Source organism: Cognatundibacterium oligocarboniphilum (assembly GCF_013377855.1).
In the GTDB taxonomy this organism is placed as follows: domain Bacteria; phylum Pseudomonadota; class Gammaproteobacteria; order Burkholderiales; family Burkholderiaceae_D; genus Undibacterium; species Undibacterium oligocarboniphilum.
Genome location: NZ_JABXYJ010000009.1, coordinates 38973 through 58061 on the forward strand (window position 1 = coordinate 38973; position 19089 = coordinate 58061).

The 19089-nt window shown below is 52.8% G+C and carries 15 protein-coding genes; 4 read left to right on the forward strand and 11 right to left on the reverse strand.

What is annotated here, in order from left to right:
* Positions 1 to 210: 210 nt before the first annotated feature.
* The 4 genes from HV832_RS14585 to HV832_RS14600 all read right to left on the reverse strand — a co-directional run bounded on the left by HV832_RS14585 (position 211) and on the right by HV832_RS14600 (position 4523).
* Positions 211 to 2289 (reverse strand): M13 family metallopeptidase, encoded by a 2079-nt coding sequence (locus HV832_RS14585; protein WP_176804587.1) that lies wholly within the window; start codon positions 2287 to 2289, stop codon positions 211 to 213.
* Positions 2290 to 2502: 213 nt separating this feature from the next.
* On the reverse strand, positions 2503 to 3306 hold the full coding sequence (gene lgt, locus HV832_RS14590) for a prolipoprotein diacylglyceryl transferase (protein ID WP_176804588.1): 804 nt from the start codon (positions 3304 to 3306) through the stop codon (positions 2503 to 2505).
* Positions 3307 to 3310: 4 nt separating this feature from the next.
* Positions 3311 to 4234, reverse strand: coding sequence for a LysR family transcriptional regulator (locus HV832_RS14595; protein ID WP_176804589.1), 924 nt, complete (start codon positions 4232 to 4234; stop codon positions 3311 to 3313).
* A gap of 55 nt (positions 4235 to 4289) precedes the next feature.
* Positions 4290 to 4523 carry a TIGR04438 family Trp-rich protein gene (locus HV832_RS14600; RefSeq protein ID WP_176804590.1) on the reverse strand — a complete coding sequence of 78 codons (234 nt, stop codon included), beginning with the start codon at positions 4521 to 4523 and terminating at the stop codon, positions 4290 to 4292.
* A 127-nt stretch (positions 4524 to 4650) separates the two neighbouring features.
* Here HV832_RS14600 and HV832_RS14605 point away from each other — a divergent pair, with 127 nt between their 5' ends.
* Positions 4651 to 4959, forward strand: coding sequence for a c-type cytochrome (locus tag HV832_RS14605; RefSeq protein WP_176804591.1), 309 nt, complete (start codon positions 4651 to 4653; stop codon positions 4957 to 4959).
* 118 nt (positions 4960 to 5077) lie between these two features.
* Here the strand turns inward: HV832_RS14605 and HV832_RS14610 are convergent, their stop codons facing one another.
* Positions 5078 to 6223 carry a branched-chain amino acid ABC transporter substrate-binding protein gene (locus HV832_RS14610; protein WP_176804592.1) on the reverse strand — a complete coding sequence of 382 codons (1146 nt, stop codon included), beginning with the start codon at positions 6221 to 6223 and terminating at the stop codon, positions 5078 to 5080.
* Positions 6224 to 6371: 148 nt separating this feature from the next.
* Here HV832_RS14610 and HV832_RS14615 point away from each other — a divergent pair, with 148 nt between their 5' ends.
* Positions 6372 to 6881: an Lrp/AsnC family transcriptional regulator gene (locus tag HV832_RS14615; protein ID WP_176804593.1), complete on the forward strand. Its 510-nt coding sequence runs from the start codon at positions 6372 to 6374 to the stop codon at positions 6879 to 6881.
* Positions 6882 to 7017: 136 nt separating this feature from the next.
* Here HV832_RS14615 and HV832_RS14620 read toward each other — a convergent pair whose 3' ends face one another.
* The 6 genes from HV832_RS14620 to folD all read right to left on the reverse strand — a co-directional run bounded on the left by HV832_RS14620 (position 7018) and on the right by folD (position 12792).
* On the reverse strand, positions 7018 to 8322 hold the full coding sequence (locus HV832_RS14620) for a D-amino acid dehydrogenase (RefSeq protein ID WP_176804594.1): 1305 nt from the start codon (positions 8320 to 8322) through the stop codon (positions 7018 to 7020).
* A gap of 142 nt (positions 8323 to 8464) precedes the next feature.
* Positions 8465 to 8833: a hypothetical protein gene (locus HV832_RS14625; protein ID WP_176804595.1), complete on the reverse strand. Its 369-nt coding sequence runs from the start codon at positions 8831 to 8833 to the stop codon at positions 8465 to 8467.
* Between the two features lies 1 nt (position 8834).
* On the reverse strand, positions 8835 to 9272 hold the full coding sequence (locus HV832_RS14630; protein WP_223827351.1) for a DNA polymerase III subunit chi: 438 nt from the start codon (positions 9270 to 9272) through the stop codon (positions 8835 to 8837).
* A complete protein-coding gene (locus HV832_RS14635) occupies positions 9256 to 9873 on the reverse strand; it encodes a glutaredoxin family protein (protein ID WP_176804596.1) in 618 nt (205 codons plus the stop codon). The genes HV832_RS14630 and HV832_RS14635 overlap by 17 nt, the downstream gene beginning before the upstream one ends.
* A gap of 8 nt (positions 9874 to 9881) precedes the next feature.
* Complete coding sequence (locus HV832_RS14640) at positions 9882 to 11945, reverse strand: M3 family metallopeptidase (protein ID WP_176804597.1); 2064 nt, start codon at positions 11943 to 11945, stop codon at positions 9882 to 9884.
* 1 nt (position 11946) lies between these two features.
* Positions 11947 to 12792: a bifunctional methylenetetrahydrofolate dehydrogenase/methenyltetrahydrofolate cyclohydrolase FolD gene (gene folD / locus HV832_RS14645; RefSeq protein WP_176804598.1), complete on the reverse strand. Its 846-nt coding sequence runs from the start codon at positions 12790 to 12792 to the stop codon at positions 11947 to 11949.
* 347 nt (positions 12793 to 13139) lie between these two features.
* On the opposite strand from folD, the gene HV832_RS14650 reads away from it, so the two are divergent.
* Entirely contained in the window at positions 13140 to 15944 is a 2805-nt protein-coding gene (locus HV832_RS14650; protein ID WP_176804599.1) for a TonB-dependent receptor, read from the forward strand.
* A gap of 430 nt (positions 15945 to 16374) precedes the next feature.
* A complete protein-coding gene (gene aceE, locus HV832_RS14655; protein WP_176804600.1) occupies positions 16375 to 19071 on the forward strand; it encodes a pyruvate dehydrogenase (acetyl-transferring), homodimeric type in 2697 nt (898 codons plus the stop codon).
* The last annotated feature ends 18 nt before the right edge of the window (positions 19072 to 19089 follow it).

Consider the following 19089-nt stretch of genomic DNA (forward strand, 5'->3'; position numbering starts at 1 on the left):
GCCAAATCGAGAATGATTCCGCCGAGTGTAATGCAAAATACCGTGGCGGGAAATGATCCATATCAGAATCTGAGGACTGCGTGAATGTCTGATCAGACTGATGCTGTGTATCGCGTAGCGGCTGCATTTCCAGAGCGGATAACAAACCTCTTTCACCATGATGATGAAAGAGGTTTGCCGTGAGCTGCATCGCCGCAGCAGTGACGGGTTTTACCAGATCGTGATGCGTTTCTCAGGGGCGATATACATCTTGTCACCTTCTTTCACACCGAACGCTGCATAAAAGCCCGGAATATTGGTCAGCGGCGCATTACCGCGCACCGATGCCGGGGAATGCGGATCGATATTGAGCAGGCGGATCGTTTCGGCATCGCGTGCCTTGCCGCGCCAGACCTGGGCCCAGCCCATGAACAGACGTTGGTCGCCGGTATAGCCGTCGATCACCGGTGCTGGCTTGCCGCCGAGCGAGAGCTGGTAAGCCTTGTAAGCAATCGACAGACCGGAATTATCGGCAATGTTTTCACCCAGCGTCAGGGCGCCGTTGACATGATAGCCGGGCAGCGGGCTGTAGGCATTGTATTGCGCGATCATCGCCGTGGTCAGTTTGCTGAAGTTCGTTTTGTCTTCCTTGGTCCACCAGTCGCGCAGATTGCCGTCGCCATCGGACTGGCTGCCCGAATCATCAAAGCCGTGGCTGATTTCATGGCCGATGACGGCACCGATACCGCCGTAATTGACGGCATCGTCAGCCGCCGGATTGAAGAACGGCGGCTGCAGAATCGCTGCCGGGAATACGATTTCATTCTGACGCGAATTGTAATAGGCATTCACGGTCTGCGGACTCATACCCCATTCTTTGCGGTTCACCGGCTGGCCGAGTTTTGCCAGTTGCCGATGGTACTCATGGGCGCGGGCGCGCATGATGTTACCGACCAGATCGTCCTTGCGGATATCGAGTTTGCTGTAGTCGCGCCAGACATCCGGGTAACCGATTTTCGGCGTGAATTTCGACAGTTTGGTCAGCGCTTCTTGTTTGGTTTCCGGGCTCATCCATTCCAGTGTTTCAATGCTCTGCTTGTACGCCAGGGTCAGGTTGCTGACCAGTTGCTCCATGCGGACTTTGTTCTCTGGCGGGAAATAGCGTGCCACATACAGCTTGCCGAGTGCTTCCGGCATGCAGTCTTCCACGCGCGCCACGCCACGCTTCCAACGCGGCTGATTGGCAGGAATGCCGCGCAGGACGACGCTGGAGAACTGGAAATCCTCATCGACAAAGCGTTTCGAGAGCAGGCTGGCATAGGCGTCCAGCAGTTTCCATTTAAAGTAAGTGCGCCAGACCGGAACCGGCGTGTCGCTGATGATTTTGGCCAGATTGCTGAGAAAATCCGGCTGGCGCACGATCACGTAATCAACCCGTTTGCCGACACCGGTACCGGCGAAGTACATGGTCCAGTCGAAGCCCGGCAACAGGGTAGTGAGTTTGGCGATTTCAATCTTGTTATAGGTTTTGACCGGATTACGGTTTTCGACTTTGCTCCACTGAATCCGGGCGATCTCGGTTTCCAGCGCCAGGATGGAGGCAGCGGCTTTTTCCGCTTCTTTCTGGCCGCTCATGGCCAGCATGGTTTCCACATGCTTCAGATAGGCGTCCCGGAAGCCCTTGAGCTTAGCGTCATCGTCTTTCAGGTAATAGTCCCTGTCCGGCAAGCCGAGGCCGCCCTGACTCAGATACACGGCGTATTTGCTTGAATCGCGGGCATCCTGACCGATGCCGGATTGCACCGGCAGCGATATGCCCATTTTCCCCAGATAGGAAATCAGGGCCGGTAAATCTTCTTTGTGCATCAGCCGGTCAATCCGCTCAAAGCTGCTCTGCAGCGGCTGGATGTCGAGTTTGTCGGCACGCGCCTCATCCATGAAGCTGTTGTAGAGGTCGGCAATTTTTTTCTCGTTGCTGCCCGCTTTGAGTCTGCTATCTGCGGACAGGGCTTTGATGATGTCGAAAGAACGTTTTTCAGACAATTCACGTAACTGATCAAACGAACCGAAGCGCGCGCGGTCAGCTGGAATCTCTGCTTCGGCCAGCCATTTTCCGGACATGTACTGGAAGAAATCATCCTGTGGCCGCACGCTTTGATCGATCCATTGCAGGTCGATGCCAGAAACGCGGCTGGCGGCTGCCGTGGTGGCGGACGGTGTCACGACCGTTTTGGTCTGGTTGTCTGCGGCATCGGCACCGCCGGTTGTCAGTGCAGCGAATACGGCTAAGGAGAGCAGGGTACGTTGCATAGGAATTTCCTTGTTTGAATAAATGATCTTCCGGAACACCGGATAGCAAATGAGGGCGACGGTATCCCGAACGGAATACCGCCAGTTGCCATGTGACAAAGAAATGACTAAATAGTTCGTCGTCAGAACGAAAATATACTGGAGGGGAGTATGTTTAAATGGCCAATGTTAGTCTGGGTGAAAGGTTGATTTTTTAACATACTCCCTATTTTTTTATCGGGGGACAGGTTTCTGGATCTGGTATGCCCAATACAGCAGGGCGGCGCCCACTGCGATCATCGGCAGGGACAGCATTTGCCCGGCAGAAATGGTCAGACCGGCAAAGCTGACTTCATAATCCGGCGTGCGGAAATATTCGGTGAAAAAGCGCGCGCAACCGTACAGCAGCACAAACAGGGCGCCGACCGCTAAGCGGGGTCGCGCCTTGCTGGCGAACCACCATAAGATGGCAAACAGCAGCACACCATCGACCAGTGCCTGATAAATAGGCGACGGGTGTACCGGATGGTCCACTCCCGGCCAGATCATTGCCCACGGCAAATCGGCGGAAGCGACCCGGCCGGGTAATTCGTGATTAATGAAGTTGCCTATGCGGCCTGCGGCATATCCCAGCGGCACCAGCGGCGCAATAAAATCATATACATCGGCCAGATGCATTTTTGTTTTGCGTGCCCACAGCGACATGGCGATCAGCACCCCGAGAAAACCGCCATGAAACGACATACCGCCTTTCCAGACTTTAAAAATTTCGAGCGGATTCGCAGCATAGTAAGTCGGACCGTAAAACAATACTTCCCCCAGCCGTCCGCCCAGAATCACACCAAGCACGCCGTAAAACAGCATGTCGTCGATATGCTCACGGGTCCAGCCTTTGGCGGCGACATGCGGCAGACGCAGGCGCCAGCGACCCAACAGGACAAACTGCATGAACGCCACCAGATACATCAGGCCATACCAGTGGATAGACAAAGGGCCAATGTGCAGAGCAACGGGATCAGGGTTGGGATGAATCAACATAAATTCAGTCAGTATCAGTGGCAAGAGTGTCGGGAAGCAGCTGTAAAAATGTCGCCAGCACCGCAGACGGGTTGTCGCTGCGCCAGGCCAGACCAATTTCTGCCTGCGCAGTCTGGTCTGCGACCGGATGATACACCACGCCGGGGCGCTGCAGATTAGAGACTGATTGCGGCACCAGCGCGATGCCCATGCCTGCTGACACCAGACCGACGATGGTTTGCATCTGTATTGCCTCCTGAGCGATTTCCGGCACCAGTCCGGCACGGTGAAAGCAGCCCAGAATCGTGTCGTGCAATGCAGGAGCAATTTTGCGCGGAAACATAATCAGCGCTTGTCCGGCACAGTCCGCCAGGCGGATGGCGGCGTGGTGTGGAAACGTCTGCTCTGGCGTTGCCAGCATCAATGGTTCGGTAAGGATTTTCCGGTAGTTCAGCAGCGGTTGCAGGCGATCCGGCAACGGCGGGATCACGAAGCCGGCATCGATCTCTGTTTTTTCCAGTGCTTCAAGCTGTACATCGGTGGTCGCTTCGCGCAGTTCAATGCTGACTCCGACGTGTTGCTGGCGATAGGCGCGCAGCAGCGGCGGGAGAATGCTGTAATCGGCAATTGAGACAAAGGCCAGCGACAGGTGGCCCTCTGTGCCGGCAGCAGCCCGTTGTACCAGTGCATGCAGCCCTTGGGCCTGCTCCAGCAGGCGACGCGCTTCCGGTAGCAGCGCCTGCCCCGCCGGGGTCAGGGCGATGTGGCGGGTGTTGCGGGTCAGCAAGGCGGTGCCGAGCACTGCTTCCAGCATCTGAATCGCCTGGGATAATGGCGGCTGTGTCATGTGCAGGCGAGCTGCAGCGCGCCCAAAATGTAACTCTTCCGCAACGGCAACAAAGTAACGCAACTGGCGCAATTCAGGCTGGCGCATATCGGATGGGTTCATGGCGTACGCTGTTGTCAGCACCGGCGGGATTCAGACGGGAAGGTGGTCGTTGTTTTCAACGTCGTCCGGTTTTCTTGTCGAACTGACGTTTGACTCTTTCTTGCTGCATCTTCTCGTAATGGGCAATATCTTTGCGCTTATCCATTCCCAGCATACGCTCAAAAAATTCAAACCACAGAAATACCAGCACGGCCAGTCCGATGAACCACCACCAGGACATGGTTCCGAAAATCCAGACATTAGCCAGTTTCAGTACCAGCAGTAACACTAAGGGAAGAATGAGTAGCATAATTGATTTCCTTTGCCCCGCAGATTAATGCGGAATTTGCATCAGGTCAATCCGGCTGATTCCAGTTGCATTCAGACGGAAGAAAAGCGTTAAAATGAAGCGGCATTTTTTTAACCGGGAGAAAACAATGAAACTCGCATTATTGGTAGGAGCAACTCTGGCTGTATTCGCGTCTGGTTCTGCAATGGCTAATGCTGATCTGGCCAAGGCAAAAAACTGCATGGCGTGTCATGCGGTAGATAACAAGGTAGTTGGTCCAGCCTACAAAGATGTGGCAAAGAAATATGCTGGCGACAAGACAGCAGAAGCCAAACTGGTCGAGAAAGTGCAAAAGGGTGGCAGTGGCGTATGGGGTGCAATCCCGATGCCAGCGAATCCTCAGGTCAGTGAGGCTGAAGCAAAGACACTGGTGAAGTGGGTATTGTCTCTGAAGTAAGATGTTCTGACCTGCTCTGCCGTTCAATGGCCGGCAGGTTGCGCACATGTGCTGCATTGTGTTTGCATCAAAAGAAAAGCCCGGCATGCCGGGCTTTTCTATGTGCACGCTGCTCGGATTACTTCGTGACAGTCAGCAGATCACGCTTGCCGCCTTTGTAAGTGTACAGCGTCAGTGTGCCATCCTTGATGTCGCCTTTATCGTCAAAGGAGATATCGCCGGTGACACCCTTGTATTTGATTTTCTTCAGTGCTGGCAGGTATTTCGCAGGATCAGCAGAGTTAGCCTGCTTCATCGCTTCTACCATTGTCATGACAGCGTCGTAAACATACGGTGCGTAAATCTGCACTTCTACGCCGAATTTCTTTTTGTAAGCTGCTTTCCAGTCTTCGTTGACTTTCTTCTGAGCATCCAGAACACCGCCTGCTTCAGCGCAGACAACCTGGCCTTCGCCGATGCCGTCGCCAGCCAGTTTAACCAGGTCAGCTGTACAGATACCATCGCCACCCATGAACTTCGCATTCAAACCCAGTGCTTTCATCTGACGCAGCATCGGACCTGCCACTGCGTCCATACCGCCGAAGAAAACCAGATCAGGGTTCTTTGCCTTGATGGAGGTCAGGATTGCGCTGAAATCTGTGGATTTGTCTGTCGTGTGCTCAGTGACGACGATTTCGGCGCCCTTTCCTTTAGCACCTTTGGTGAATTCTTTTGCAACGCCTTCACCGTATGCTGTCTTATCGTCAATCACAGCGATTTTCTTCGCTTTGGAAATCTGTACAGCATAACGACCCAGTGTGCCGCCAAGCTGACCATCGTTGGCGACGACGCGGAATGCGCCTTTGAAGCCCTGATTGGTGTAAGGAACAGCTGTTGCGGATGGGGAAATCTGTGGGATGCCGGCATCGTTGTAAATCTTGGATGCAGGAATGGTTGTGCCGGAATTCAGGTGACCGATAACGCCGTTTACTTTCGCGTCAACCAGTTTTTGTGCTACGGTGGTGCCTTGCTTTGGATCGCCTGCGTCATCTTCGGCCAGCAGTTCGAATTTTGCTTTTTTACCGCCGATCATCACGCCTTTGGCGTTCAGTTCTTCGATCGCCATTTTGGCGCCGTTTTCATTGTCTTTACCCAGATGGGCAATAGAACCGGAAACCGGACCAACGTGACCAATCTTGACCACCAGATCTTCTGCTGCTGCCGTACCGGCAAAAGCGAAAGCAATCGCGCCAGCCAGTGGAATCATTTTAGTTTTGAACGACATGAACATACTCCTAAGGAATTAAAAAAAGTAGACGAAATTACTGCTTCACCGACTTATTCAGAACACTGAATAAAACAAAAGGTACAACATAAAAAATATTTCGCAAAGCTATTTTCTGCGGTTTTTTTTCAAAACAGACGATTTTTATATGCCCCATTTTCGTGCGCTGGACAAGCTTGATCGCAAGCTTTTGAATCATCTTCAAAAAGATAACCAGATTCCGACCAGAGTGCTGGCGGACAAACTGCATGTTTCCCAGCCGACTTGTTTGCGCCGCATCAGAGATTTGCGCGAGGAAGGCGTGATCAATGCAGATATCAGCATGGTTGACCCCTTCGCACTGGGATACGGAATGCTGGCTTTTCTGGAAGTCTCGCTGCTGAATCAGGCCGACGAATTCATGCACGAATTTGAGGCGCGTATGAATAAGGAAGCAGAGGTCATGCAGTGTTATTTTGTTTCTGGCGAGTACGATTATTTTGTCGTTGTGCACGTCATTGACATGGATGCCTACTATCAATTTGTGCGCCGCGCCATTTCCGGCCCGGGAAATGTACGGCATTTTCATTCCCGTTTTCCGATGAAAAAAACCAAGTTTACGACCCGTATTGCTTTCGATGAAAAAGCGGTGGAATTACAAGTCAAAACAGGGAAATAAATCTGCCCCAGTGTGACTTTTTCGTCAAAAAAGAACGTCCCGGAACATGATCTGGATCAATATCGCGGGACGTGAGGGTAAATGGCGGATGTGCGCGCTACAGTGCGCACAGGTACAAAGATGAAAACTTCTGAGGTCAGCCGGCTGCCAGCTGCATGGCCGGAGACTGGCCGGACATGCCGGTGAAGACAAAATCGACGTCCGGCTGTCGACCTGAAACAATCTCGGCAATCGCCTTTCCTGAACCGGCACCCATGGTCCAGCCCAGTGTTCCATGACCCGTATTCAGATACAGATTCTGGTAACGGGTTTTTCCGATATAGGGAATATTGGAGGGCGTCAGCGGCCGCAGGCCGGTCCAGTAAGCTGCCTGGTCGTAATTGCAGGCATCGGGAAACAGCTCTCTGGTGCGTCTGGTAATCGCTTCGCAACGCGCCTGATTCAGCTCCCGCGTATAGCCATTGATCTCGCAGGTACCGGCGACCCGCAGCCGGTTGCCCAGCCTGGACACTACCAGTTTGTAACCATCATCGGTCAGGGAAATGGTTGGCGCTGCATTGGGTTCAATAATCGGGTAGGTGGCCGAGTAGCCTTTGCCGGGATAAATCATGAGCCGGATTCCCAGCGGTTGCAGCAATGCCTGCGAAAAGCTGCCCATGGCGACGACAAAGCTGTCGGCCCGCAGGGTCTGGTGGCGGCCTTCACTATTGATCAATTCCACACCGGTAATTCTGGCATTGGCGCCAGTGCCTTCGTGTAACAGCCGGGTGACACTGGTGTTGTACTGAAAATTCACTCCCTGAGCTGCCGCCTTTTGCGCCAGTTTGCTGGTGAACTGATAGACGTCGCCGGATTCGTCGGTCGCGGTAAAATCTCCACCGACGATTTTATGGCGGATACCAGCCAACGCCGGCTCACGCCGCACCACTTCATCGGCATCCACCGATTCCCGCGGACATCCCAGATCGCGCATCAGCTGCGCCGCTGGCAGGGAATTGTCAAATTCTTTCTGATCGGTATAGAAGTGCAGAATACCGGCGGTCAGATGATCGTAAGTAATTCCTGTCTCTGCGCGCAAAGCCTGTAAAGTCTGGCGACTGTATTCAGAAATAGCCACGATTTGACGGATATTGTGCGCGGTACGCTGTGGTGTGCATTCACGCAGAAAATGCATGCCCCAGATCCATTGCAGCAGGTCGGCGCGCGGCCTGAACAGCAGGGGCGCGTCATCCTGTCCCAGCCACTTCAGTACTTTCAACGGAGCAGATGGATTGGCCCACGGCTCGGCATGGGATACCGAAATCTGACAGCCGTTGGCGAAGCTGGTTTCCTGCGCGGCGCCGGGCTGGCGCTCAATGACGGTGACTTCATGCCCTTGACGAGATAAGAACCAGGCGCTGGCTGTGCCGATGATGCCGGCACCGAGGACGATGACTTTCATGACGGAATTCTCCTGTGTGATCTGGAGAAATTGTAAGAAATCAGGAGTTTTTTATGTAATCAGAAATGGCTGAGATATTTTTATTTTAAAAAGTAAAAACTGGATTGATGTTTATTTTTAAAAATAAATTTGATGTTTTTAATTATTTTTGCATTTTTATCTTCGTGATTTCCTGCGTCACCGCACGGGTAATCATTTCTTCCAGCGATTTTTTGAGTCCGGCCCGGATTTCTGTGGTCAGTCCTTCCACGGCAGTTTGCAGCACATCGGCCAGGTTGTCCCGCACGCGATGTTCCAGAACGAAATCGATGCGTCCCAGCACCTGCTTCAGCGTTTCTTCCCTGATACGTTGTTCCAGTTGTTGCCAGTCATCCTGCGTCAAGACGGAAGATATTGATTGAGATTGCATTTGGGTTGTGGTGACGGCCTTTTCCGCGGGAGCGCTGGTAGGCGTTTCCGGGAAAATGATTTCTGTCAGCAGTGGAATATTATCTTCGTGAGCAGTAGACATGTTATTTAGCGACGTGATGGCTGAGCTGATGGCCTTGCTGCTGGTAATGGCGATAGCGTTCACGCGCGGCAAGGGTTTCTGCTTCTCCGGCGGAGACGATTTCTATCATGCGCGCAAAGCGTGAAAAATGCTCGGGGATCAATTCGCTCAGGTTGATCAGCAGCCCGGTATGAGGCGCATGCTCCAGATCCTGATGGGTCAGAAGTACTGGCGTCTGTGCTGCCAGCGCATCGCCTGCCATCACATGCGGCAAAAAATCTTCCTGACTGAATGTCCACAGCATTTCACTGAAACGGCGCAAGGCCTGAATATCGTTGTGGTAAACAGTCATGGATTGGCCGGCGGCACGCGCTTTGCGTACCAGCCGGCAGGCATACAAAAATGGTTCACTGACTTTGCTATGAAAGTCGATGCGCATGCTGTCAGAACCGGAAACCATTGTCCGTATCCGGTTTTTTTACGGGGAGAGATTTTCTGACTGGCGCGGCTGGCGTCTGGGTTGCAGTTTTACCGTTGTCAGCGGCTGATGGTGCGGCGCTTTCTGCCGGCGGATAGCGATAACTGGCCGGCAGACGGTTGCTTGAGGGATAACCGGCGCTGGTCAAGGCAGACTGCCATTCTTCGGTGCTGAAACCGCGCAGTTTCTGACGCCCGACCAGCAATAACGGAAGCTGGGTATCGCCGCCAGCCTGCTTCAGTTTCTCAATATCTTCGTTGGATTTAACGGTTTTTTCAGCAAAAGGTACGCCCGCTGTTCTGAGCATATTTTTTCCGTCATTGCATGGTGCGCAACTGGCGCCGGTGTATAGGATGACCGGACTTTGCGCAACTGCCTGCGCCAGTTCATAAGGTAGATTGCTGGTGTCGATGGCGTTGTTTAAATCACGTTTTTCCACGAGTTTTTGATTGACCGGCGGCGGTGTGTCGGAATAAGTGACTTTTCCGTCCGGCCCGACCGATTTATAGAGCTGTGCCTGAGCGCTGCTTGCCGCGAACAGCGCAGGTAGCAACAGGCAGATTACATGGCGATGTAGTTTCATAATATTCCTCAGGCAGCCATGCCGCTATGCCGCAATAACGCGTCGATTTGAGGCTCTCTGCCGCGGAAAGCCTTGAATGATTCCAGGGCAGGGCGTGAGCCACCCATTTCCAGCACTTCCTGGCGGAATTTTTGTCCGACGTGCCGTGACAGTGCGCTGCCATTCTGCTGACCATGCTCTTCAAAGGCAGCAAAGGCATCCGCAGACAGGACTTCTGCCCATTTGTAGCTGTAATAACCGGCCGCATAACCACCGGCAAAAATATGGCTGAAAGAATGCTGCAAACGGTTAAATTCCGGCGCCGTGAATACCGATACCTGTTCCCGCACTGTGTTCAGAATGTCCTGTACCGACTGGATGCCGTGCGGATCGAACTGGTCATGCAGACGCATGTCGAACAGGGCGAATTCCACCTGGCGCAATGTCTGCAAGCCCGACTGGAAATTTTTTGCTGCAAGCATTTTGTCGTACAGGCTGCGGGGCAGCGTTTCGCCAGATTCTGCATGTGCCGTCATCTGCTGTAACACATCCCACTCCCAGCAGAAATTTTCCATGAACTGAGATGGTAGTTCCACCGCATCCCATTCAACGCCGGAAATGCCGGAAACTGACAACTCATCGACTTGTGTCAGCAGATGGTGCAGGCCATGCCCGAACTCATGGAACAGTGTAATCACTTCATCATGCGTGAAGCAGGCTGGTTTGGTCACACCGTCAACGATAGCAGGTTCGGTGAAATTGCAGACCAGATAGGCAACCGGCGTTTGCACATTACCGGATTTGAGCCTGCGGCCACGGACGTCATCCATCCAGGCACCGCCGCGTTTGCCGTTGCGGGCATATAAGTCGAGATAAAACTGGCCGATCAGCTGATTGTCTTTTTCAATACGATAAAACTTCACGTCAGGATGCCAGACGCTGGCATGATCCGGTTGGATGCTGACGCCGAACAGTGTTTGTATCACCAGAAACAAACCTTGGATTACCTGTGGTTCCGGAAAATATTGTTTGACTTCATGTTCGGAGAACGCATAGCGCTGTTCCCGTAATTTTTCTGATGCATAGGCTACATCCCAGGCTTCCAGTTTCTCTATCCCCAACTGTTGCGCTGCAAATTCCCGCAGTTCCTGCAGATCTTTTTCAGCATAAGGACGCGCACGCTGAGCCAGGTCTTCCAGAAACCGGCTGACTTGCTCGGGTGATTCGGCCATTTTGCTGACCAGAGAAACTTCGGCAAAATTCCGGTAGCCGAGCAACCGGGCTTCTTCGCGTCGCAACTGTAATAATTCCGTGATGATGACGGTGTTGTCCCACTCCGGCTTGGCACCGAGTTCCGATGCTTTGGTGGCGTTGGCTCGATAAATTGTTTCACGCACGCTGCGCTCATCTGCGTACTGCAGCAGGGGAAAATAAGAGGGGAAATGCAGCGTGAATTTGTAGCCATTTTTCTGCTCGCGTTCAGCTGCATTTTTTGCCGCCAGAATCGCATCCTCAGGCAGCCCGCGCAGCTGCTGGCGATCTTCTATCAGCAGTTCGTAGGCATTGGTGGCATCCAGAACGTTTTCAGAAAAACGCGTGGATAACTGCGCCTGTTTTTCCTGAATTTCAGCGTAACGCTGTTTTTGTTCCGCGGGAAGTTCCGCCCCGCCCAGCCGGAAATCCCGGATCGCATTGCGGATGATGGTCTGGCGTGCCGCCGGCCAGGAAGCAAACTCCGGATGCCCGAGCAAGGCTTTGTATTGACTGAATAATGTCAGATTCTGGCCCAGCTCGGTCCAGAATTCGGTGACTGCGGGTTGGTTTTCATTGTAAGCCGCGCGTAGCTCCGGCGTATCAGCAACTGCATTGAGATGGCTGACAACGCCCCAGACCCTTGCCAGTTTTTCGGTGGCATTTTCCAGAGGTTCGACGATGTTCTCCCAACTGACCTGAATCCGGTCATTGGTGAGTCTGTCAATGACTGCACGGTTTTCCGTTAATAAAGCCTGTATCGCGGGAGAAATCTGTTCCGCACTGATTTCGGTGAAACGCGGTAAATCGCTCAGGTCAAGCAAAGGAGAATGGTCCGTCATCTTAATTTCTTTCAGCAGCTTCTATGGTATTAACCAGCAACATGGTAATCGTCATTGGACCGACACCTCCCGGAACCGGGGTGATGTAGCCGGCGACCTCTTTGGTCGGCAGATAGTCTACGTCGCCGCACAGCTTACCCTCGTCGTCGCGGTTCATCCCGACATCGATCACGACAGCGCCCGGTTTCACCATATCTGCCGTCACGATATTGCGTTTGCCGGTGGCGACAACGAGGATGTCTGCGTTACGGGTATGTGCCGCCAGATCGCGGGTCTTGGAGTTACAGATGGTGACGGTAGCACCGGCTTGCAAGAGCAGCATGGCCTGTGGTTTGCCGACGATGTTAGACGCACCGACCACGACTGCATTCGCGCCGCGCACCGGATAATTGATTGACTCCAGCATTTTCATCACACCATAAGGCGTGCAGGGCCGGAACAGTGGCTGCCCAGTCATCAGCAGGCCAGCATTGCTGATATGAAAGCCATCCACGTCTTTTTCTGCCGCAATCGCTTCGATGACTTTATTGGCATCAATATGCGGCGGGAGCGGCAGTTGAACCAGAATGCCATGGATTTTCGGATCATGGTTCAGGCGATCTATATGCCCCAGCAGGGCACTCTCGGTCAGTGTGGCATCGTACTTTTCGAGTACGGAATAAAAGCCGCAGTCTTCGCAGGCTTTGACTTTGTTTCTGACATACACCTGGGATGCAGGATTTTCTCCGACCAGAATGACGGCCAGGCCTGGCTGTTTTCCTTTGGCTGTCAGCGCTTTTGCGCGCTGAGTCACATCAGCACGTATTTGTTGGGAGAGAAGTGTTCCGTTGATGATCTGAGCAGTCATGATGGTGGGATGTGAGGAAAGACAAGCCAAGATTATAAAGGATGACAGGCAAGCCTTGGATTTCTTGACGATTGGTACAGTCATCTTCAAACAGGTATCACGGCTGTGTTTGAGAAAATAATAGAGATTTTTAAATGTTGCTTTTAGGAAAGTGAATTGTCCTAAAAAAGATACAATTTAATACAAAAATATACAAAACAGACGCAAAGAGTTTGACAGCGTCGATGGGCTGGTGGCTTCATGTTAGATATGAAAAATAATTTCCAAAAAAAATAATAGTGAAAAATTTTTGATTAATTCGTTTTCTTTCTATTTTTTATTAATTCATCGTACTTTTGGAGTAGACAATGCATAAGGAAAAAGTGATCTCACGATCATTGCGGATGACGTTTTCAGGTAGTCTGATGGTGGCAGCGGGTGTGATTGCCCAGCCTGTGTTGGCACAGGAAGATGCCAAAATTCAGCGTGTGGAAGTCACCGGGACCAACATCAAACGTGCCGAGGCTGAAACGGCTTCCCCGGTGCAGATTCTGAACCGGGCCGATATCGACAAGTCCGGCAAGGCGACAGTGGCAGAATTCCTGCAGACACTGGCACTGGACGGTGCAGGTTCCCTGCCAACCGGTTTTGGTAACGGTTTTGCTGCCGGTTCGACGGCAATTTCCCTGCGCGGTCTGGGTGCAACCTCGACACTGGTATTGTTGAATGGTCGTCGCATGGCGCCGTTTGGCCGTGCTGACGATGGTCAGAAAACGTTTACCGATCTCAGCACCATTCCTATGGAAGTGGTCGAGCGGATTGAAATTCTGAAAGACGGTGCGTCTTCCGTGTATGGTGCGGATGCGATTGCCGGCGTGGTCAACATTATCCTGCGTAAAAACTTCACCGGTATCGTTGCCAGCGCATCTGCCGGCACTTCCGGTTATCGCGATGCGAATCAGAGCAAGGCTTCTGTCACAGCCGGCTTCGGTGATCTTGAGCAGGATCGCTACAACGTGATTTTGAATGCGGAAGTATCGAAGTCCGACAAGCTGCAGAACAGCGACCGCGCCGGTCGTCGTGACTGGATTGGCGCCGGTGATCTGCGTCCTTGGGGTTATCCGATGGCGACACAGTTTGCAGCTGGTTATATCAGCGGTACAAACAGCGCATCTGCCAGCCCGACAGGCTCTATCCGTGATCCTAAAACGCTGAATTACGTTTCCTTGCCTGGCTGCTCCACACTGTCGACTACCAAGAATCAGGATCCGGGCGGCGGTTGCCTCTGGTATCAGGATCAGTTCCGTTCCATGCAGCCGCAGATTGACAGTGTGAATCTGTTTGCGCGTGGCACCTGGCAGCTGAATCAGGACATGCAGGCTTATGTAGAAGCAGGTTATTCCCAGCGCAAGACATCGTTTACGATGACTCCGCCATCTATCACACCAACCGTCGCTTTCCCTCCGAATGCGTTGAATCCGACCGGTGTGATTAACTATGGTTCCGGTGCAGGTACCACGATCGTGCTGGCGGCGAATCATCCGCAAAACCCGTACGGTGTCCCGGTGCGCGTGCGTTATTCGGCATTTGACGTCGGCCCGAGCACCCGTTCTGCAGATAATTCATTCAATCGCTTTGTTGCCGGTCTGAAAGGTAATGTGGCGGGCTGGGATTTTGATACAGCGTATCTGCATTCTGAAACACAACTGCATCTGAATTACAGCAACATGCTGAATATGGCAGTTGTCAAATCCGCGCTGGGTGATCCTAACAGCAAATATTTCCCATACTACATTGGAGCGCAGGCTGGTAAAAATCCGGCATCTCTGTATGCCGCGATGGTGACCAATGCGATTGCTGATGGCACCACCAAGATGGACATTATCGACTTCAAAGCTTCCCGCGAACTGATGCCGCTGGCCGGCGGTATGATGGGATTGGCGGTCGGTGCTGAATACCGTCGTGAATCTCTCGACAGCCCATCCCTGAGCGGTACACAGGATGGTTCGATCAATGCCAGCTATGTCGCCGCCAAAGGCAGCCAGAATATTGCGGCCTTTTATGCTGAATTGCTGGCACCGGTGTTAAAGACCGTTGAATTGTCTGCCGCAGTGCGTTACGACAAATACTCCAACTTTAATTCAACCACGCCAAAACTGGGTATCAAGTGGTCACCAATGAAGGAACTGGCATTCCGCAGCACTTACTCAGAAGGCTTCCGTGCTCCGGGTGCGGCTGAATCTGGTATTGAAAGTCAGAGTACGGGTTCTGCCACTGTGCGTGATCCGATCCGCTGCCCGAATGGCACGCCGCTGCCAGGGGCAACAGCGAATGACTGCGCGGCAACTGTCGCTGCCGTCAAGGTGGGTAATCCTAACCTGCAGCCAGAAACATCCAAGGGCTACACCCTGGGTATGGTCTGGGATCCGCTACCAAATACCAGTTTTGCAGTGGATGGCTGGATGATCAAACGCAGCAACGAAATCAATCCACTGACGTATGTGGAAGCTGCCGCGTTACCAACGGCGATCCGTTCGGACAATAACCTGACCATTGGCGGTGTAGTGACGCCTAACACAGGAACCCTGCTGATTTCCAAGGCGCCATACCAGAATTCCAGCTATACCCAGATCAGCGGTCTGGATGTGGATGCGAAGCAGCGCTTTAACCTGGGCGAATACGGCAAGTTGACAGCCGATGTACGTTGGACGCACGTGAATTCCTGGAAGCGCGTCGAAAAGAGCGGCAAAGCCTATGAATATGCTGGTACACATGGCAACTGCGACACTTCCAATTGTGCCGGTACACCAAAAGACAAAGTTAATCTGATTTTGTCCTGGGATAAGGCTGATTGGAACGTGACCGGTACCGCAAACTATCGCGGCAAAATGAGCAACGTCTATTTCGAAGGCGACCTGTGCGCATCGAAACTGGCGAATGGCGGCAATGCCCCGACAGCAGACTGCACATTGGCATCATTTACAACATTTGACATGTCTTTCCGCTGGAAAGCGATGAAGAATCTGGAAGTATTCGGTTCCGTGCAAAATCTGTTCGACAAAGTTGCTCCGCTGGATCCGCTGACTTATGGTGGCATGAGCTATAACCCAATGGATTCCAGTGGCGCGATTGGCCGTTATTTCAAACTGGGTCTGAAGTACAAGTTCAAGTAATTGCTGATAGTGTCGGCAGCAATCATCTGGATCTGTCAAATACTAGTGAATAAGCACATGCCATAGGTGTGCAGCGACCGTACTTTACCGTCAAGGTCTGTCCTCGGGCGATGAGAAATCATCGCCCTTTTTTATTGCCCGGACACAGTGATACAGGCTGCCGTTGATCGTCGACGCATTGTCACCTAAAGTGGAAAATCCTGCATTTATACAACGGATGCAGCAGGGTGACTGGCGTTTGCAGAAGGCAACATAACAGATAGAAACAGTATGTTGCGATGCAAACAAAATACCGCATTATGAAATCAAATATCGCTATTTGGAAAAATAAAAAACCCTGTTAGAATGCCTGCACTAACAAATGTAATGCCCTGATTCGTCCATAAGTCAACGCGCATTTTCAGTGAGAATGCACCAACAGGAGACCCTTATGTCACCCCAGATAGACCAAGTTCTGGCGCAAGCCGTTAATGATCCCGATGTCATGGAAACCAATGAGTGGCTGGATGCGCTCGAATCTGTGATTGAAAATGAAGGTCCTGAGCGCGCTCACTATCTGATGGAGCGCATGGTTGATCTGGCGCGCCGCCGCGGAGCGCACATTCCTTTCTCCAGCAACACAGCCTATGTGAATACGATTCCTGCCGATCAGGGCGAGCATTGCCCGGGCAATCTGGAAATCGAAGAAAAGCTGCGCTCTTATATGCGCTGGAACGCGATGGCGATGGTGGTGAAAGCCAACCGGCTGGATGGCGATCTGGGCGGTCACCTGTCGAGTTTCGCATCGCTTGCGAATATGCTGGGCATCGGCTTCAACCATTTCTGGCACGCACCAACCGAAGAACATGGCGGCGATCTGCTGTACATTCAGGGACACTCCGCACCGGGCATTTATGCCCGCGCTTTCCTCGAAGGGCGGCTGACTGAAGAACAATTGCTGCATTTCCGCCGTGAAGTCGATGGTAAAGGTCTGTCTTCTTATCCACATCCGAAACTGATGCCGGATTTCTGGCAGTTCCCAACCGTCTCAATGGGCCTGGGTCCCTTGATGGCGATCTATCAGGCACGCTTCCTGAAGTACTTGCATGCACGCGGCATTGCCGATACCGAAAAGCGTAAAGTCTGGGCTTTCTGTGGTGATGGTGAGATGGATGAGCCGGAATCGATGGGCGCGATCGGCATGGCAGGACGCGAGCAACTGGACAATCTGGTCATTGTGGTCAACTGTAACCTGCAACGCCTGGACGGCCCGGTGCGCGGCAACGGCAAGATCATCCAGGAACTGGAATCCGATTTCCGCGGCGCCGGCTGGAACGTGGTCAAGGTCATCTGGGGCGCAGGCTGGGATGAACTGCTGGCGAAAGACAAAGAAGGTATTTTGCAAAAAGTGATGATGGAAACCGTGGACGGTGAATATCAGAACTACAAAGCAAAAGATGGCGCTTATGTGCGTGCGCATTTCTTCGGCAAGCATCCGAAACTGCTGGAAATGGTCAGCAAGATGTCGGATGACGATATCTGGCGTCTGACCCGCGGTGGTCACGATCCGCACAAGATTTATGCCGCATTCAAGGTTGCGCAGGAAAATAAAGGTCAGCCTACCGTGATTCTGGCGAAGAGTATTAAAGGTTACGGTTTCGGTAAATCCGGCGAAGCGCGCAATACGGCGCACAACACCAAGAAGCTGGACGATGAAGCGATCAAAGCCATGCGCGATCGTTTCCAGTTGCCGATTGCCGATGCCGATCTGCCTGCGATTCCGTTTTACAAGCCAGCCGACGATACGCCGGAAATGCAATACCTGCATGCACGTCGTAAAGCGCTTGGCGGTTACCTGCCGCAGCGTCGTCAGAAAGCCGATGAAGTATTGGTGGTTCCGCCATTGAGCGCGTTCCAGGCAATGCTGGAACCAACTGCCGAGGGCCGTGAGATTTCCACCACTGCAGCTTATGTGCGTATTCTGACCGCCCTGTTGCGCGATGCCAGCGTGGGGCCGCGCGTGGTGCCTATCATGGTCGATGAATCGCGTACTTTCGGTATGGAAGGTCTGTTCCGTCAGATCGGTATTTTCAGTCAGGTCGGGCAGTTGTACGAACCGGTCGATAAAGATCAGGTGATGTACTACCGCGAAGATAAAGCCGGTCAGATTCTGCAAGAAGGGATTAATGAAGCCGGTGGTATGAGTTCCTGGATCGCCGCAGCGACTTCGTACTCGACGAACAACCGCGTAATGATTCCGTTCTACACGTATTACTCGATGTTTGGTCTGCAGCGTATCGGCGATCTGGCCTGGGCTGCGGGCGATATGCGGGCACGCGGCTTCCTGCTGGGCGGCACTGCGGGCCGCACCACGCTCAACGGTGAGGGTTTGCAGCATGAAGATGGCCACAGCCATGTACTGGCTTCGACCATTCCGAACTGCGTGCCTTACGACCCGACCTTTGCGCATGAAGTCGCGGTCATCATGCACGACGGCCTGCGCCGCATGGTCACCAACCAGGAAGACGTGTTCTACTACATCACGCTGATGAACGAGAACTACAGCCATCCGGGTCTGAAAGCGGGGCAGGAAGACGGTATCATCAAAGGTCTGTATCTGCTGCAGAAGTCGGAAGAAAAGACCAAGCACCGCGTACAGCTGATGGGTTCCGGCACGATTCTGCGCGAAGTGATCGCAGCTGCTGAACTGCTGCAATCCGACTGGGGCATCGCTGCCGACGTCTGGTCCGCACCATCCTTCACATTGCTGGCGCGTGACGGCCAGGATGCTGAACGCTGGAATATGTTGCATCCAACCGAAGAAGCACGTTTGCCATACATCACTGAATGCCTGAAAGACACGACTGGTCCGATCGTGGTATCGACAGACTATATGCGTACATTTGCAGAACAAGTACGTGCTTTCATCCCGAAAGACCGTAGCTACAAGGTCTTGGGTACCGACGGTTTTGGTCGCTCCGATTCGCGTGCGAAACTGCGTGAATTCTTTGAGGTAAACCGTTACTTCGTTGTGATTGCTGCACTCAAATCGCTGGCGGATGAAGGTGCCTTGTCCGCTTCCGTCGTTGCTCAGGCAATCACGAAATACGGCATCAATGCAGACAAACCCAATCCGGTCACTGTGTAATCCAACACAAGCAAAGCA

Bases quoted from the DNA above. Each gene is read 5' to 3' on its own strand.
- HV832_RS14585 (WP_176804587.1), bottom strand. From the start codon at position 2,289: ATGCAACGTACCCTGCTCTCCTTAGCCGTATTCGCTGCACTGACAACC.
- lgt (WP_176804588.1), bottom strand. From the start codon at position 3,306: ATGTTGATTCATCCCAACCCTGATCCCGTTGCTCTGCACATTGGCCCT.
- HV832_RS14595 (WP_176804589.1), bottom strand. From the start codon at position 4,234: ATGAACCCATCCGATATGCGCCAGCCTGAATTGCGCCAGTTGCGTTAC.
- HV832_RS14600 (WP_176804590.1), bottom strand. From the start codon at position 4,523: ATGCTACTCATTCTTCCCTTAGTGTTACTGCTGGTACTGAAACTGGCT.
- HV832_RS14605 (WP_176804591.1), top strand. From the start codon at position 4,651: ATGAAACTCGCATTATTGGTAGGAGCAACTCTGGCTGTATTCGCGTCT.
- HV832_RS14610 (WP_176804592.1), bottom strand. From the start codon at position 6,223: ATGTCGTTCAAAACTAAAATGATTCCACTGGCTGGCGCGATTGCTTTC.
- HV832_RS14615 (WP_176804593.1), top strand. From the start codon at position 6,372: ATGCCCCATTTTCGTGCGCTGGACAAGCTTGATCGCAAGCTTTTGAAT.
- HV832_RS14620 (WP_176804594.1), bottom strand. From the start codon at position 8,322: ATGAAAGTCATCGTCCTCGGTGCCGGCATCATCGGCACAGCCAGCGCC.
- HV832_RS14625 (WP_176804595.1), bottom strand. From the start codon at position 8,833: ATGTCTACTGCTCACGAAGATAATATTCCACTGCTGACAGAAATCATT.
- HV832_RS14630 (WP_223827351.1), bottom strand. From the start codon at position 9,272: ATGGTTTCCGGTTCTGACAGCATGCGCATCGACTTTCATAGCAAAGTC.
- HV832_RS14635 (WP_176804596.1), bottom strand. From the start codon at position 9,873: ATGAAACTACATCGCCATGTAATCTGCCTGTTGCTACCTGCGCTGTTC.
- HV832_RS14640 (WP_176804597.1), bottom strand. From the start codon at position 11,945: ATGACGGACCATTCTCCTTTGCTTGACCTGAGCGATTTACCGCGTTTC.
- folD (WP_176804598.1), bottom strand. From the start codon at position 12,792: ATGACTGCTCAGATCATCAACGGAACACTTCTCTCCCAACAAATACGT.
- HV832_RS14650 (WP_176804599.1), top strand. From the start codon at position 13,140: ATGCATAAGGAAAAAGTGATCTCACGATCATTGCGGATGACGTTTTCA.
- aceE (WP_176804600.1), top strand. From the start codon at position 16,375: ATGTCACCCCAGATAGACCAAGTTCTGGCGCAAGCCGTTAATGATCCC.